This is a genomic window from Sporosarcina sp. D27 (assembly GCF_000586555.1).
Classification (GTDB): Bacteria; Bacillota; Bacilli; order Bacillales_A; family Planococcaceae; genus Sporosarcina.
The window spans coordinates 13,572-28,746 of sequence record NZ_AZUC01000018.1 but is presented as its reverse complement, the minus strand read 5'-3'; the positions used below and the strand labels follow the sequence as shown (position 1 = coordinate 28,746).

At 47.4% G+C, this 15,175-nt stretch carries 14 protein-coding genes; 9 read left to right on the top strand and 5 right to left on the bottom strand.

What is annotated here, in order from left to right; all coding sequences use genetic code 11:
- Positions 1-495: 495 nt before the first annotated feature.
- The gene (locus N693_RS0105495) at positions 496-1,062 is read right to left on the bottom strand and encodes a hypothetical protein (RefSeq protein WP_025783803.1); all 567 of its coding nucleotides are present in this window, start codon (positions 1,060-1,062) and stop codon (positions 496-498) included.
- Positions 1,063-1,122: 60 nt separating this feature from the next.
- The gene (locus N693_RS0105490; RefSeq protein ID WP_025783802.1) at positions 1,123-1,698 is read right to left on the bottom strand and encodes a hypothetical protein; all 576 of its coding nucleotides are present in this window, start codon (positions 1,696-1,698) and stop codon (positions 1,123-1,125) included.
- Positions 1,699-1,859: 161 nt separating this feature from the next.
- Between N693_RS0105490 and N693_RS0105485 the strand changes: the two genes are divergently transcribed.
- A complete protein-coding gene (locus N693_RS0105485; protein WP_025783801.1) occupies positions 1,860-2,183 on the top strand; it encodes a hypothetical protein in 324 nt (107 codons plus the stop codon).
- Positions 2,184-2,247: 64 nt separating this feature from the next.
- On the opposite strand, the gene N693_RS0105480 is transcribed toward N693_RS0105485, so the two are convergent.
- Positions 2,248-2,820 (bottom strand): hypothetical protein, encoded by a 573-nt coding sequence (locus N693_RS0105480; protein WP_025783800.1) that lies wholly within the window; start codon positions 2,818-2,820, stop codon positions 2,248-2,250.
- 268 nt (positions 2,821-3,088) lie between these two features.
- Between N693_RS0105480 and N693_RS0105475 the strand changes: the two genes are divergently transcribed.
- From N693_RS0105475 to N693_RS0105465, 3 genes are read left to right on the top strand one after another with little or no spacing between them, the layout of a single operon-like run.
- Positions 3,089-4,336 carry an ABC transporter permease gene (locus tag N693_RS0105475; protein ID WP_025783799.1) on the top strand — a complete coding sequence of 416 codons (1,248 nt, stop codon included), beginning with the start codon at positions 3,089-3,091 and terminating at the stop codon, positions 4,334-4,336.
- A 29-nt stretch (positions 4,337-4,365) separates the two neighbouring features.
- A complete protein-coding gene (locus N693_RS0105470; protein WP_025783798.1) occupies positions 4,366-5,250 on the top strand; it encodes an ABC transporter ATP-binding protein in 885 nt (294 codons plus the stop codon).
- Positions 5,247-6,368: an ABC transporter permease subunit gene (locus tag N693_RS0105465; protein ID WP_025783797.1), complete on the top strand. Its 1,122-nt coding sequence runs from the start codon at positions 5,247-5,249 to the stop codon at positions 6,366-6,368. The genes N693_RS0105470 and N693_RS0105465 overlap by 4 nt, the downstream gene beginning before the upstream one ends.
- 119 nt (positions 6,369-6,487) lie before the next feature.
- Here the strand turns inward: N693_RS0105465 and N693_RS0105460 are convergent, their stop codons facing one another.
- Together N693_RS0105460 and N693_RS0105455 are read right to left on the bottom strand one after the other, a co-directional pair.
- Positions 6,488-9,142, bottom strand: a complete 2,655-nt coding sequence (locus tag N693_RS0105460; RefSeq protein ID WP_025783796.1) for an MMPL family transporter — start codon at positions 9,140-9,142, stop codon at positions 6,488-6,490.
- Complete coding sequence (locus N693_RS0105455) at positions 9,142-9,591, bottom strand: MarR family winged helix-turn-helix transcriptional regulator (RefSeq protein WP_025783795.1); 450 nt, start codon at positions 9,589-9,591, stop codon at positions 9,142-9,144. The genes N693_RS0105460 and N693_RS0105455 overlap by 1 nt, the downstream gene beginning before the upstream one ends.
- Before the next feature lie 136 nt (positions 9,592-9,727).
- Between N693_RS0105455 and N693_RS0105450 the strand changes: the two genes are divergently transcribed.
- From N693_RS0105450 to N693_RS0105430, 5 genes are all read left to right on the top strand, one after another.
- Complete coding sequence (locus N693_RS0105450; protein WP_025783794.1) at positions 9,728-9,925, top strand: YwbE family protein; 198 nt, start codon at positions 9,728-9,730, stop codon at positions 9,923-9,925.
- Positions 9,926-9,958: 33 nt separating this feature from the next.
- Positions 9,959-10,975: a nitronate monooxygenase family protein gene (locus tag N693_RS0105445; protein WP_025783793.1), complete on the top strand. Its 1,017-nt coding sequence runs from the start codon at positions 9,959-9,961 to the stop codon at positions 10,973-10,975.
- Between the two features lie 110 nt (positions 10,976-11,085).
- A complete protein-coding gene (locus tag N693_RS0105440) occupies positions 11,086-12,813 on the top strand; it encodes a sensor histidine kinase (RefSeq protein ID WP_037592820.1) in 1,728 nt (575 codons plus the stop codon).
- Positions 12,803-13,534 carry a LytTR family DNA-binding domain-containing protein gene (locus N693_RS0105435; protein ID WP_025783791.1) on the top strand — a complete coding sequence of 244 codons (732 nt, stop codon included), beginning with the start codon at positions 12,803-12,805 and terminating at the stop codon, positions 13,532-13,534. The genes N693_RS0105440 and N693_RS0105435 overlap by 11 nt, the downstream gene beginning before the upstream one ends.
- Positions 13,535-13,666: 132 nt before the next feature.
- Positions 13,667-15,154: a carbon starvation protein A gene (locus N693_RS0105430; RefSeq protein ID WP_025783790.1), complete on the top strand. Its 1,488-nt coding sequence runs from the start codon at positions 13,667-13,669 to the stop codon at positions 15,152-15,154.
- Positions 15,155-15,175: the final 21 nt, after the last annotated feature.

Sequence of the window (15,175 nt, the reverse complement as noted above, 5' to 3'; positions counted from 1 at the left end):
AAGTCACTGCACCGAAAAAGCAAAGGCATAATTCGCCTTGCCATTCACCTTCTTATCCCACGTCACCGTCGCAAGGTAGAAGTATCGGCCCGAGTCCCTTGTATGCTGTCTAAGCCGTTTTCAGAGAGCCACGTCCAAGCATGATTAATTGCCATGGAAAAAGTGATTTGTCCGCCCGGCTTTGCTCTGCCTGTGATTGCACCCAACAGTATATCCCTGGGATCTTCGGGTTCTACCGAGCAGCTCTCTCCGTTTTCACTCCAGCAGTAATGACCAAGGATGATGGTAGTTGCGCGTTAGCTTCCTCATTACCACCAGAGGCGTCCTGTATCCAAGCAGGCGGTCGATGGCGGTTATCTCGTCATCTACTCGGGAACTGTCACGTGTTCAGAGAATTGCGCTGTCCCGCAAAACACCTGACCCAAATGACGGAAATGATCGAGCACGTGTATCTGCAAAATTTCTGATCATGTGCTCGATGTTTCCCATGCATGCCTAATTTTCCGGCGATACCGAAAACGCGAAGGCATAATTCGCCTGACCTTTCATTTCCTTTTCCCACGTTACAGTTGCCAAGTAGAAATACAAACCCGGTTCTTCCGGTGCTGTCAAACTAAGCCCAACATCTTCATAGCGAATTTCAACTCCTTTGAAGATTTGCGTGACATCAATCCGGGCATCCAGCAAGGAGTCTACGTTATTGTCTGAAAGGTAAGTCCACGCCGGATTAATCCCCATGGAGAATTGAATCAGGCCGCCAGGTTTTATGCGACCGGAAGTCATACCTGACAGCAACTCACGCGGGTCCTCGGGTTCCACCGAACAGCTGTCCCCGTTCTCCCCCCAACACCAATTACTTAAAACTTGGGCCGCCGCATTATCAGTGGTCCATACACCCAAATCAGCTGGTCTTCTCATCTCCTCCTTCTCTTCAGGGATTTCCGTCAGTTGCTGTTCGGTCTCCTGAATTGGCTTCACATCGGTACGCGGCTGCGGGCTGCAGGCATGTAAACAGAGTAAGGTGATCAATAAAAAAGCTGCTACTCCTGGTTTGTTTATCATTACCTTCCCTCCCCTCACAAACGATATATCATTCATGTGCTCGATGTTTCTCGTGTTTCTCTAATTTTCCGGCGACACCAAAAATGCAAAGGCATAGTTCGCCTGGCCTTTTACTTCCAGATCCCACGTAACCGTCGCCAGGTAGAAGTACAGGCCGGGTTCCTCCGGCGCATCCAGGTGGTCGCCGACGTTTTCATAACGTGTTTCGACTCCATCGGAAATTTGAATGACGTCAATTCGGGTGCCTTGTATAGTGTTCAGATCATTTTCGGAAAGCCAAGTCCATGAGGGGCTGATGCTCATGGAAAACTCGATTCGTGCGCCTGGAAATAATTTTCCATAACTTTCCTCGTACATCAAATCTCTCGGGTCGGCCGATTCTGATTTGCAAGGATTTCCATTTTCACTCCAGCAATAATCTCCTAGCACTATGGCAGATGGTTCCCCCGATGGATGGTTATTAAATGCCTCAAATTGCCCGGGCCTTCCTAACTCTTTTTCTTCCGGGGAGCTGCTTATGGATTGCTCTGCCGTTTCTTGAACTGGCCTCATATCAATTCGTGGCTGCGGGCTGCAGGCGTGCAAAAGGAGTAAGAAGATTAGTAAAAAGACGGCTGTCAACGGTTTATGCCTCAATTACTTCTCTCCTTCCTGTAAATATGGTTTTTACTATAACACAAAGTAAGTGTTTAATTTAAATTATTTTGAATAATAGGCGGGTATTTGAATTACTGCTAGAATATACCTCTAACCAGTTATATTCCAATTCGCTGGTTACTAAGAATGGAGGATGAATCATGAAGAAGAAAATTGTAAGTACGGTTGCAGCAGCCGGCCTAGCATTGACGTTGTCGTTTAGTTTACCGAGCCAGTCGTTTGCGGAAGTGAGTCCTGCAGATCCAGTGATTGTCGCAGCGGCTAGTAAAGTGGTGAGCATACAAAAAAATTATAGGACAGGGGACAACATAAAGTCATACTTAGTGTATAACACAGGGGGTTGGAGTGGCACCCTGTATCCTGTCTCCAAGCAGGCCGTCGATGGTGGATATCTCGTCATCTATTCGGGAACTGTTACCTGTTCCGGGAATTGTGCGGTTCCGCAAACTGTCTCACCGAAATGACTGAGATGATCGAGCACCTGATCTGGAAGTTCCTGATCCGGTGCTCGTTTTTTACCGTGAAGGCCTAGTAGTCCGGTGATACCGAAAACGCAAAGGCATAGTTCGCTTGGCCCTTCACTTCCAGATCCCATGTCACGGTCGCCAGATAGAAATAAAATCCGGGTTCCATTGGTGCATCCAGGTGGTCTCCGACGTTTTCATAACGTGTTTCAATTCCATCAGAAATTTGAATGACGTCAATTCGGGTACCTTGTATGGTATTCAGGTCATTTTCAGAGAGCCATGTCCATGTGGGATTGATGGCCATGGAAAACTGGATTCGTTCTCCAGGTCTTGTTTTGCCATACCGTTCTTCAAACATTAACTCTCTTGGATCGTCCGACTCTGCCGTGCAGGAAGTTCCATTCTCACTCCAGCAATAGTCCCCCAGAATTACGTCCGAGTCACCTTCCACTTCATTACCTGACCACGCGTAAAATTCTCCCGGCCTTCCCAATTCCATCTTTTCTGGAGGGCTGCTAATCGTTTGCTCTGCCGCTTCCTGAACCGGCTTCACATCGGTTCGTGGCTGTGGGCTGCAGGCGCTGAGTATCAGCAGTGCCATTAGTAGAATGAAGCGGATTGTCCTGTTCGCCATGCTAGTCTTCCTCCTTGTTTAACAAGCTGATGCGGTCTATTGCACCCATTGTACAGGAGATTGTTTGTAAAATATACAAATTATTGTTTATTTTCAATTTATAATAGAGTACTATGGAATCAAGTGCTGATGGGTCCTGCGAGGCATAGCAAAAGCGGTCCTTGCATAGGCTGTACGATTACCTTACGAAAGCGTATTGACCTATCATACATATGTTGGATTGCGAAAGCAGCCGGGACATGCCGGCTGTTCAAAAGGGGGCTGTGCCGTGAGATTGCTGCAATTCGAATGGAAGAAGTTATGGACGTCCGGTTTATTCAAAATCCTCCTCATCCTCTTCTTCTTCAGTATCGCTTGTTATTTTGTATACGCTTACATGAATACCGTGCGAGTGTCCGATGTGGCACTGGAAATCCGGGATCAGATCCGGGAGCACGAACTGCAGATGGAGGAGCAGCCGGACGGGGAGGACGGAGAGTCTTCGGAAGCGGCTCAGTTCTGGCTGGAGTACAACGAGACACTGGAGGCACAACTTAAAGCCTATGAAACGGGTGACTGGAATACGGTCCTCCAGATGGAAATCGATAAGATACAGCCGGATCTCGACACCCTCATCGTCAGCCGGCAATATTACACGTCATCCTTCCCGACTCTGTTCACCACGGAGACACGGCGGGCATTGTTCCAGTATATGCAGGAACACGGCGTGACCCCGATCCTGCCCGTCGATATCTACGCTTGGCGCACGCTCTACGACCTCAACTTTCCGATTGACGGATCGAGCGACGACGAATTCCTGAAAGACTTTGTGACTGAGCACAGCACGCTGAATTCATCGGCCGGCATTTATTTCCTGAAGCAGGTCACTGATCTGCTGTTCGGACTCGCGGGACTGCTGTTCTTCCTGCTGCTGTTCAGTGATATCGTGACCAAGGAAGGGATCGGCGCGAACGGACCGATCCACCTGCTCCAGACACAGCCGATCCGGCGGCCGCTCATACTGCTTACGAAGTTTGTGACAATGCTTCTTACGAGTGCAGCGGTTCTGGTAGGTGCCGCCCTGTTCTCCCTCGGCCTCGGTACCGGATTCGACAAGCTCGGAGACTGGGATTATCCCGTCCTCATATATGGAGAAAACTATGTGTATGACTTCATGCCGATCGGTCTGTATCTCGCCAAAACAGCGGTACTCTTCTTCTTCGGCCTGCTGTTCGCTACAGCTCTGTTGTTCTTCTTCTCCTATGTCACAAAACGGGCCATCGCAGCATTAGTCCTGACAGCTGCCGTCATCCTGCTCGGCATCCAGCTCAGTAACCAGGTGGCGGGCCTCGGATTCGCACCGTATTTGCCGTTCGCCTACTTGGCATCGCCTTATATTGTCACGATGCAGACAGCGGCGATCTGGCAAGATTTCAGGTTCACATTCCAGCTCGGCCTGCTGGTACTGGGCAGTGCATCCGTCGTCCTGCTCGCTGCAGCGTATCTTTGGAACGGCCTGCAGCAAAAAAGGGGATGAAAAACCCTGGTCAAAAAGGAGGAAACCCGATGATCATCCAAGTCGAAAATCTTCACAAACACTATAAAAAACAGCACGTCCTGCGTGGAATCAATATGACTGTCGGCGAGCCGCAGATCATCGCGCTTGTCGGACCGAACGGCTCAGGGAAGACGACGCTCCTAAACTGCATGACGAACCTGTTGCCGTTCCAGGAAGGGAAGATCGAGCTGCTCGGAAAGAAGAACACCGATATCTCCGTGTTCAAAGACGTCTCCTACTTGCAGGACAACCGGATCCTGTACGGGGACCTGACAGGGTACGATCATCTGAAGTTCGTGTGCAGCATCCAGCAGCTGCCGGCCGATCGGATCCGCCAAGTGACCGACCGGGTCGGGATGACCGCGTATATGAAGAAACGGGTGCGTAATTATTCGCTCGGCATGAAGCAACATCTGCTGCTCGCGATGGCTATCTTGAATGAGCCAAAACTGCTGCTGCTGGACGAACCGCTCAACGGCCTGGATCCTTCCAGTGCGATCACGATGCGCAACATCCTGCTGGAACTGCACGGCGAGGGGACGACGATCTTCCTCTCCAGTCATAACCTGGACGAAATCGACCGGCTGACGGACACGATCTACTTCATGAAAGACGGGGAACTGCTGAAAGAATCGCTGCACGACTTTTCAAGGAACGAGTATGTGATCACGGTCGACGAGTCGGACCGGGCGGCAGCCGTCCTTACGCAGACAGGTCTGCCGTATACAGCAAACGAAGACGGGCAAATCGAGTTCTTGGAAACGGAGGCACCGCTGCAAGATTTGCTCGATCAGTTGAAGGCGGGCGGGCTGACCATCCTGCGCATCGATAACCGGAAAATCGGGGCAGAACGACGCTATCAGGAGTTGTTTGCAGAGGAGAATGTGCGATGACGTTATTCCGGTTCGAGCTGAAAAAATTGCTGTTCAGCAAGAAGACGCTTGCCGTCCTCGCTGTGCTCGCAGCGTTCGTCATTCTCCTGTTTGTCCGCAACTTGACGTTCCAGACGCAGGTCGAAAAAGCGGAACGCCAGGCGATCGATGCCCAGGTCCGGACGAGTCAGGCGAACGGCCGCGCCCATATCCTGCTGTTGGAAAAAGATCCTGACGATGAAAAGCAGAAAGAACTGCAAACTGTCAACCTGGAAATCCGGGATCCGCTGTATGATCTCGCGGCGAATTTCTCCCATGAGGACTGGAAGCACAATCTCGAAGTCCAGAACGGTATTTTGGAAACGACGCTGACCTACAAAGAACTCGGTGGTGAAAGCCCGCTTTCCGTCAAGGAGATCGAACGCACAATAGCGCAGAACAACGAATTCCTGAAACGCGGAATCCGGCCGGAACACAGCGCCTACAGCATCGCCGTGCCGAATTTCCTGCAGCAGATCGTATCGCTCTGGATGTATGGCGGTGGCCTGCTGCTTGTCCTGCTGCTCGCCGGGGACACCCTGACGTCCGAGTATGAAAGCCAATCCGTCAACCTGCTGTTCACCCAGCCGATCCGAAAGGCCCAGTGGCTGCTCAGCAAACTGGGGGCGGCCTGCGTCGCGTATGTCCTGGCGCTATTCGTTGCACTGATCACGGCCGCAGCGGTGAGTTCCTTGTTCGGGGACAAAGGGTCGTTCCGCTATCCGGTCCTTATCGAAAAGGACGGCTCCCCAGCTTTTGGCAATCTCGGCGTCCAGCTGATTGAAGGAATCATCATCACGTCGGTTCTAGCACTTCTCGTCATCTCGCTGATCCTGCTGTACAGCCTGTATGCGAAGAAGACGCTGCCCGTGCTGGCCGCTGTTCTTGGAACACTCGGTGCAGGCTACGGCATCACGAAATTGTTCGATACCTCTATCCCCAGCTGGCTGAACCCGTTCCTGAATCTGTTCTCAAGCGATCTCCTCCATCTGCAAAATGGCCGGACATGGTACGAAGCGCTGCCGATTACACTGGTTGCTGCGATTGTGCTAGTTATTGCTGCTATCCGGGAAGTGAGAAAGAGCCGGCTTGCAGATTAAATCCGTACGTAGATTGTAGAAGTTAGGTGCTTGATGGTTTCTCCATAAACGCAATGAAAAAACCGCCCGGAACAGCAGATGCTTGTTCCGGGCGGTTTTATTCGTTTATCAGTGTTCCGTCACCCGCGGAACGGCCACCAGACGCCGCGGCCAAACGATACGGTGATCGCTGGGATCAGAAGCGGCAAAATGATGAGACCATACAGCAAGAGACCTGTAATGACGATTGTTGCGATTTGCACGAGGCTCAATACGCCAGAAGGCATCATTGCGCCGAATGTTCCGGCTAGGATGACGGCAGCGGTGATAATGACCGTGCCCATCTTGGCCATGGAAATCTTCAATGCGTCGGCAATCGTACTTCCTTTGATGCTTTCTTCACGGAAGCGGTCGAGCAGGAAGATTGAATAGTCGACCCCGAGTGCGATCAGCATGATGAACCCAAAGAATGGAACTGCCCAGCTGATGCCGTCATAACCAAGCCCATTCACGAAAATCAGTTCCGTCACGGAAATGGCTGTGTAGTAAGTGAGTAGCAACGAACCGATCATATACAGTGGCATAATCGCTGATCGGAATAGAATCGTCAATACAACGAACAGTCCAACCAACATAATGACCACCGTCCGGGTAAAGTCTTTCGATGAAATATCATCAAGATCGGAGTTCATGCTGGAAATACCCGCAAAAGCGACGTCGGTATTTTCAAATGGTGTTCCGATGATAGATGTTTTCACGCTGTCCTTAATGTTATGAACGGTAGTAATCGATTCTCGGGAATACGGATCATCTTTTAAAATAACTTCCATGAGAATCCCGGTTTCATCACCGAATGTATAGCGATCAATGACTGGTTGGAACTCTTCTTCACCAAGTGTACCAGAGGGAATGTAGATTCCTGTATCACGGATGCTTGGCGTTTCACTCATATCTTTCAGCATATCGGTCACTTCTGTCAGCCCTTTGCTGATTTCAGTGAGCCCGTTTTTAGAATCAGTGACGCCCTTGGCAAGTTGCCCGAGTCCACCGCTAAGCTGGCCAATTTGAGAACCGGATCCTTCGATCTGTCCTGCAGCGCCACTCAAACTTGTCGATATTTTACCGAGTTCTGAACTAAGTGCATTCAAACCGCCTGCAGCTTGAGCAGCTGGCATGCCTTGAGACAGTCCGCCTGCGATTTGGCCGAGTTGGTCATTGATCTGGCCGATACCTTGAGCGGCTTGTCGCAATCCAGCACCACCTGATGATGCTTCAGAACCAGACGGCAACTGGCTTGCGGCATCGTTCAGTCCGCCCTCGACTTGCCCGAGTCCGTCTTGGACGCTTTTAATGCCGTCATTCGCTTCTTTTAAGCCATCGGATATTAAGCCTAACTGATTGTCGATATTTAAATCGTCGATCTGTTCACCCGTTGGACGTGTAATCGTACGTACGGATTTCACGCCATCCACTTTCTCTAGGTTACGGCTAATTGTCTCTAAGTAAGGGACATCTTTTTCATCGACAATCGAATTGTCGTCTTTTAAGATGACCTGGACTGGAAGAGAATCCCCTTTACCGAACCCTGCAGAGATCAGATTCAGCCCTTTCACGGACTCTTTCGACTGATCGATTTCATCTACAGTATTAAAGGAAAGGTCGTTGTCGTACGTCAGCAATAGTGGTACCGTGATGACAGCGACGATAGCCATCGAAAGCAATGGACGCGAAACCGACAGTTTGCTGAAACGGATCCACAATTTACTGTCATTGTGGGAAGTCGCCTGTTTAGATGGCCAAAATAACTTATCTTTCAGCAACATCATGAATAGGGGAACGACTGTAAATAGAACAAGAATTAGAACCGCGATTCCTACAGCGACCGCAACCGCTGATTTAAAGATTGGGAAGTCTGCGAATCCGATTGCTGCAAATCCGATGAATACGGCTAGTGAACTGATGATTAATGTACGGCCAGCAGTTTTGTACGTATTCACAATTGCTTCCTGGATTTCATGCCCTTCGATCAATTCTTCTTTGTATCGGCTCAAGAGAAGGATACAGTAGTCGGTACCGAGTCCGAATAGAATCGCGACGAGGAAGATCTGAGTATAGTTGGAGACCGGGAATCCGAACCAGTCAACGAAGAACGCAACGAGAGATTGACTGAGTAAGTACGTAATCCCGACGGCAATCAATGGAACGATTGGCGTCACGATTGAACGGAAGACGATAAGAAGCAAAGCAAAGATGAGGACGACGGTAATGACTTCCGTCTTCTTCAAACCTTCTTGCGCACTTTCGTTTACGTCATTGTTAATGATCGCTTCGCCAGTTAAATAGACGGTTGTGTCTTTAGGCAACATTTCAGTGCGGATTTTTTCGCTTAGATTGATGATTTCTTCTTCTGAACCATCTACCGTAATCGGAACGAGTACCGTCTTTTTGTCCTCAGAGACGAGTTGGTTCTCAATCTCTTCGCTTTCAAATGGATCCATGACAGCGGTCACGGGTTTTCCTACATTTTCAATTTCTTTAGCGGTGTTCTGAACCGCTTTTTTGTCTTCATCAGAGACGGCGTTGTCAAAGTCATAGACGAGCGAAAGAGTATCTTCTGAAGCGCCTGCTTTTTCTAAGATGTCCGCCGCTTTTTGTGAATCAGCATCGTCCGCTAACTGGAACGAGCCAGCTTCTTCGGCTTGCTTCGCGAGGTCTGGTGCGACGAACAGCAGTCCGACTGCAAGACCTAGCAGGACGATGAAAATCGGCCATCTGAATTTCAAAATTGTCTTCATCAGTTAAGCTCCTTCATTTGCAAAATGTCCTTTAGTTTTCGAAATGTTTTCACGAAATGAATCAATTCCTCTTCAGAAATCTCGTTTTCAAACAATCGTGAAATGGATTCGTTAATCGCCGTATTGGAGGCAAAGAGTATTTCCTGACCGAGTTCTGTCAGACGGACGATTTTGGTCCGTTGGTCGTGAGGCACGCGTGCTGTCTGGACCAACCCCTTTTCCTCAAGCTTTTTTATCCGGGCAGTAATTGCACTTTTATGGACACCCTGAAGCTCCGCGAGTTTCCCATTGGATAACGAACCATAAGCAGACAACAGCTTTAACGTTTGAATCTGCTCTGGAGAATATTCTTTCCGAATCGGAGATTGAACCGATTTTAAAAAATGTTCAGTTCCATAAATCATTATTTCTTCGAATAGTTCAATTGCTTCGAGTAATGTCTCTTTCAAAATAAGTTCACCCCCTAAACTAATTACTAGTTTAGGGCATAAACTATTAGTCGTCAACTAGAAAGTTTCCTATGAATCATGCCAGGCAATGCTGAACCGCTTATGTGCTAAACTAATAAAAAAAGGAGTTGTAGAGATGGACGGGAAAAACAGAAGTGATATTCATCCAGGACTGAAAGTAGCAGTCATCTTGAAGAAAGATCAGCGGAGCGGTGTGAAGACAGAGGGGATTGTCAAAGATTTGTTGACAAATTCAGCCCATCATCCCCACGGCATCAAAGTCCGTCTTGAGGATGGACAAGTCGGTAGAGTGTGCGACATTTTAGGGGAATAAAAAAACCTCACCAATGTGAATAGGAGGGAAATCATGGGGTTCGAACAAACTCTAAGTATTCAACATCCAATTATTCAAGCACCAATGGCAGGAATCACGACACCTGAATTCGTTGCAGCGTGTACAGAAGCAGGTGTATTAGGATCGATTGGAGCAGGTTATTTATCTGCCTCTGATACACGCAGCGTAATTCAACAAGTGAAAGCACTAACAAATGAGCCCTTTTCTGTAAATCTATTTGTGCCAGACAATACACCGTTTGACCAAGAGCAATTGCGTTTAGCATATTTAGCACTACAACCAATCGGAGAACAACTTGGCATGCCGTTTTGGAAAGCACCACTTTCTGAACCAGATTTTCACGGACAGATCGACGTAGTGATAGAGGAAAAGCCAGCCGCCTGTTCGTTCACGTTTGGAATCCCAGATGCAAAATCTGTTGAAAGACTTCACGATACAGGGGTACTTTTAATTGGGACCGCGACTACTGTAGACGAAGCGATGGCAGTGCAACAAGCGGGACTAGACATGGTCGTCATTCAAGGTGCAGAAGCAGGTGGGCATAGAGGATCATTTCACCCAGGAGGTCCGCTAATTTCACTGGATGCCTTACTGGAAGAAGTTCGAAATGTCATTCAAATTCCAATCATCGTGGCTGGTGGCATTGCAACAAATGAGCGGATGAGCGAACTGTTGAAAAAGGGTGCTTCCGCTGTTCAAATTGGAACTGTACTTTTAGCAACAGAGGAAAGTGGAGCGTCAAGTGCCTATAAACAAGCTGTTTTGAATGCAACTTCAGACAGTACGGTGATCACAGATGTTTTTTCTGGAAGACCAGCTCGTGGCATCCGCAATCGATTCATTGACCAGATGAACGAATCCCCGATTGCACCCTACCCCTACCAAAATGATTTAACGAAACGTATTAGAAAAGAAGCGGCTGTGCAAAATAATGCAGAGTTTCTGTCTTTATGGGCAGGGTCATCTGTTCAACACACGCAAACAGGCACTGTTGAGAGTACTATAACCAAGTTTTTATCTAAAGATTAAGTGAGGAGAGTGCTTTTGCGCATCCTCCTATTTTGAGTTGACGGAAAATACAGTATACTTGAACGGGTAGAGGATTGAGAGGTGTGAGCAAAGTGGATTTACTAATTATCATGTTGGAGCGAGTCGGGACGATTGTTGCGGTTGCGTTCATCTTGACGAGGTTTCGTTTCTTCAAACAGCTCGTGCACCAAGACACACTCGATCGTCGACAAACTGTGAGTGCCATTGTGTTTTTTGGGTTCTTCGGTATTATCGGAACGTATTTAGGAGTTGCCTTTAACACGGAAACGTTCCATTTCAATAGCGTGACGATGAATCTAGCGGGGGACGAAGCGATTGCCAATTCCCGTGTTATCGGGATTGTTGTTGCAGGATTGCTTGGGGGCTATCGCTTCGGTGTTGGTGCGGGGCTTATCGCTGGAATTCATCGAATGACGTTAGGTGGATTTACTGCGTTTTCATGTGGACTGTCGACTATATTGTCAGGGATTCTAGCGAGCTATTTCTATAAAAAAGGAAAAACGGTCAAACCGCTTACAGCATTTGCAATCGGTGCGATCGCTGAGTCCATTCAAATGGGACTGATTCTCGTGCTCTCGAAACCATTTACTGAAGCGTGGGCGCTCGTTCAAGCAATCGGTCTTCCGATGATTATCGCAAATGGTGTGGGAACAGCTATTTTCCTTCTTATTGTCTATAACGTGATGAGTGAGCAGGACAGAGCAACTGCGCTTCAAGCGCAAAAGACGTTACGAATTGCGAACCAAACACTTGCTCACTTAAGAAAAGGCATGACACCTGAAACGTGCTACGAAGTGTGCCAGATTCTTTTCAACGAGCTCTCACCGAGTGCTGTAGCAATGACGAATCGGAAAGAAATTCTAGCACATGTTGGAGTAGCGAGTGATCATCACCGTTCGTACAGTCCAATTCAAACTCACATTACGAAAGAAGTGCTTCAGCATGGAAACCGTGTTGTGGCAAATGACCAAGCAATCCATTGTATTCACACGGACTGTCCACTTGGCGCCGCGGTCATTGCACCATTGACGCAGAGAGACCAAGTGGTTGGCACGCTCAAATTATATTATCCATCTGAAAAAGCCATTACAGATGTCACAATTGAATTGATTGATGGACTTAGTTCGTTACTTAGTGACCAGCTGGAAATTGCAGCTGCGGACCAGGCGCACGAACTTGCGAAAGATGCGGAGATCAAAGCATTACAAGCACAGATTAGTCCACACTTCTTTTTCAATTCATTGAACGTCATTATTTCTCTTATACGAACGGATCCCGATCAGGCACGTCAATTGTTGACTTCCTTATCAAAATTCCTGCGACAAAACGTTGAAGGAACAACTGCCGCACGGGTGACGCTTGAACAAGAATTGGCTCACGTGCGGGCCTATCTACAAATCGAAGAAGCACGCTTTGTCGACAAACTTACGATTGACTTTGATGTCGATCCTTCTGTGCTTTCGCAGCTTATACCACCTCTTACACTTCAGCCAATTGTCGAGAATGCTGTTAAACATGGAATCGCAGATATGGCGCGAGGTAGTGTTGTGAAAGTGATGATTGCTGCACGAGATGGAGAAACAGAAATTACAGTTTCAGATAATGGAAAGGGTATTAGAGCAGAACGACTAGAGACTTTGGGGGAACATCCGGTTGAGTCAGAGTCAGGTACTGGGATGGGACTGTATAATGTACATCGGAGGTTGTTAATGACGTTTGGTGACCAAGCGGGACTTCAATTCACAACATCAAGTGGAGAAGGGACAGTCGTGCGCTTTGCAATTCCGAAAGAAGAGGTGATCCGTCATGCCATCTAACATTCAAGCACTCGTTGTGGATGATGAACGCTATGCGCGTGAAGAACTTATATATCTATTAGGTCGTCACTCGAATGTGAAAATTATTGGAGAAGCGGATTCGGGTGATGCAGCCATTATGCAGGCAATCCGTTTACAGCCGGACGTCGTATTTTTGGACGTGGAAATGCCGAAGATGAATGGCATTGAAGTTGCAGCTGTCTTGAAAGAATTAAAGAATCCACCCCAGATCGTATTCGCTACCGCTTATCCTCAATTTGCAGCGGATGCGTTCCGAGTGAATGCAGTAGATTACTTGTTAAAACCATATGAAGAAGAACAAATTTCACAAACATTGAATCGGATTCGCGTGAAGGAAAACCCAGAGAATGTCCAAGAGTCTATCCGTCAACTTGGAAAATTAGCAATTGAACAGGATGGGGAAATTGTCTACGTTCCCATTAGTTGTATTTTATACATTTGTCGTGAGGATAGTGTGACTCGAATCATAACAAAAACGAAAGAGCATGAAGTAAAGATGACGTTAAAAGAGTTGGAGATGCGACTCACTACTTTTTCGTTTTATCGTATTCATAAAAGTTATCTAGTCAATCTGTTACACGTCAATCGTTTGTCACCTTGGTTCAATGGTGCCTATCAGCTCGAAATCGAGGGCAGCAAGGAGAAATTGTCAGTGAGCCGTAACTATGTGAAAGGCTTGAGGGCAAAGCTTGAGCACTAACACGACACGTTAATATCCCTGACATGCATCTTAATCCTGAAAAACGACATGTTAGAGCAAAATCCATCCATTGTTAGAATAATTATTCTAAACTGATAACAGAATATAAAAAGACAAAGGGGTGGGAATTGCGTGTATACATTTCTATTTGGGGTAGTGTTACTCGTTGTCGGCTATTTCACGTATGGGAAATTCGTGGAACGTATTTTCGGAGTGAAGGAAGAACGTCAGACACCTGCATATGCAAATGCTGATGGGATCGACTATGTACCTATGAACACAAAGAAGAACTCCTTAATTCAGTTGCTAAATATTGCGGGGGTTGGTCCAATTTTCGGTCCGATCATGGGAGCATTATATGGCCCGGTTGCATTTCTTTGGATCGTACTCGGAGCAATTTTCGCAGGGGCCGTGCACGACTATTTAACAGGTATGATTTCTATTCGGAACCGTGGCGCACATTTACCGGAACTTGCTGGTAAATTTCTCGGTAAATTTATGAAACATCTTGTAAACGCTTTCGCTATTTTACTTTTACTACTTGTTGGAACGGTATTTGTTTCTGCGCCTGCAGGATTACTGTATAATTTGATGAATGGTTGGATGGCTATGGGCTTGATCATCACAGCGATTTTCATCTATTACATTCTCGCAACATTACTTCCGATTGATAAAATCATTGGTCGCTTTTATCCAATCTTCGGTTTGTTACTCATCATCAGTGCACTGGGCGTTGGTGGCGGAATGCTAGTTACGGGAGCACCGATTCCTGAATTGTCACTTACAAACTTGCATCCGGATAATATTCCGATCTTTCCACTGCTATTCTTGACAATTTCGTGTGGAGCTTTGTCTGGTTTCCATGCGACACAAACTCCAATCATTTCTCGTACTACACAAAGTGAAAAACAAGGTCGCAAAATTTTCTACGGCATGATGATCGCTGAAGGGATTATCGCAATGATTTGGGCAGCTGCTGGTATGGCGTTGTTCAATGGTCCGGTTGGATTAAACGAATTGCTTGCTGCAGGCGGCCCTGCAATGATCGTTAGTGAAGCTTCTGTGTTAATGCTTGGCGCTGTTGGTGGGACACTAGCAATTCTGGGCGTTATCATCTTGCCGATCACTTCAGGGGACACTGCATTCCGTAGCGCTCGCATGATTATTGCTGACTATTTCAAATTACCACAAGTAAAGATTATGAGCCGTCTATGGATTGCGCTTCCGCTATTTGCAGTCTCTATTGCTTTGACATTTGTAGACTTCGATATCCTCTGGAGATACTTCTCATGGGCGAACCAGTCGACAGCGGTCATTGCGCTCTTTGTCGCAGCAATGTATTTATTCATCGCCAAAAAAAATTACTGGATTGCGCTCGTACCCGGGACATTCATGCTCATGGCAACAATGACGTACATCTTGAATGCACAAATCGGATTTAGATTACAGATGGATGTCGCATTGATAGGTGCTAGTGTAATTTCGATTTTCCTAGTAGCGCTATTCTTCTTTGCAGCTGTCAAAGCTCGGAGAGAGAATATACCTTTGGAAGTCACAGCCCCAGATTGGGACGATGCATTAGCTGGAGCAGCGACTGCTGCAACGACACCACAAGAATAATAGACGGAGACCTTCGGAAAA

Excerpts from the sequence above, each read along its gene's own strand:
- N693_RS0105460 (WP_025783796.1), bottom strand. The coding sequence starts at position 9,142 with ATGAAGACAATTTTGAAATTCAGATGGCCGATTTTCATCGTCCTGCTA.
- N693_RS0105445 (WP_025783793.1), top strand. The coding sequence starts at position 9,959 with ATGGGGTTCGAACAAACTCTAAGTATTCAACATCCAATTATTCAAGCA.
- N693_RS0105465 (WP_025783797.1), top strand. The coding sequence starts at position 5,247 with ATGACGTTATTCCGGTTCGAGCTGAAAAAATTGCTGTTCAGCAAGAAG.
- N693_RS0105435 (WP_025783791.1), top strand. The coding sequence starts at position 12,803 with ATGCCATCTAACATTCAAGCACTCGTTGTGGATGATGAACGCTATGCG.
- N693_RS0105495 (WP_025783803.1), bottom strand. The coding sequence starts at position 1,062 with ATGATAAACAAACCAGGAGTAGCAGCTTTTTTATTGATCACCTTACTC.
- N693_RS0105470 (WP_025783798.1), top strand. The coding sequence starts at position 4,366 with ATGATCATCCAAGTCGAAAATCTTCACAAACACTATAAAAAACAGCAC.
- N693_RS0105440 (WP_037592820.1), top strand. The coding sequence starts at position 11,086 with ATGTTGGAGCGAGTCGGGACGATTGTTGCGGTTGCGTTCATCTTGACG.
- N693_RS0105450 (WP_025783794.1), top strand. The coding sequence starts at position 9,728 with ATGGACGGGAAAAACAGAAGTGATATTCATCCAGGACTGAAAGTAGCA.
- N693_RS0105485 (WP_025783801.1), top strand. The coding sequence starts at position 1,860 with ATGAAGAAGAAAATTGTAAGTACGGTTGCAGCAGCCGGCCTAGCATTG.
- N693_RS0105480 (WP_025783800.1), bottom strand. The coding sequence starts at position 2,820 with ATGGCGAACAGGACAATCCGCTTCATTCTACTAATGGCACTGCTGATA.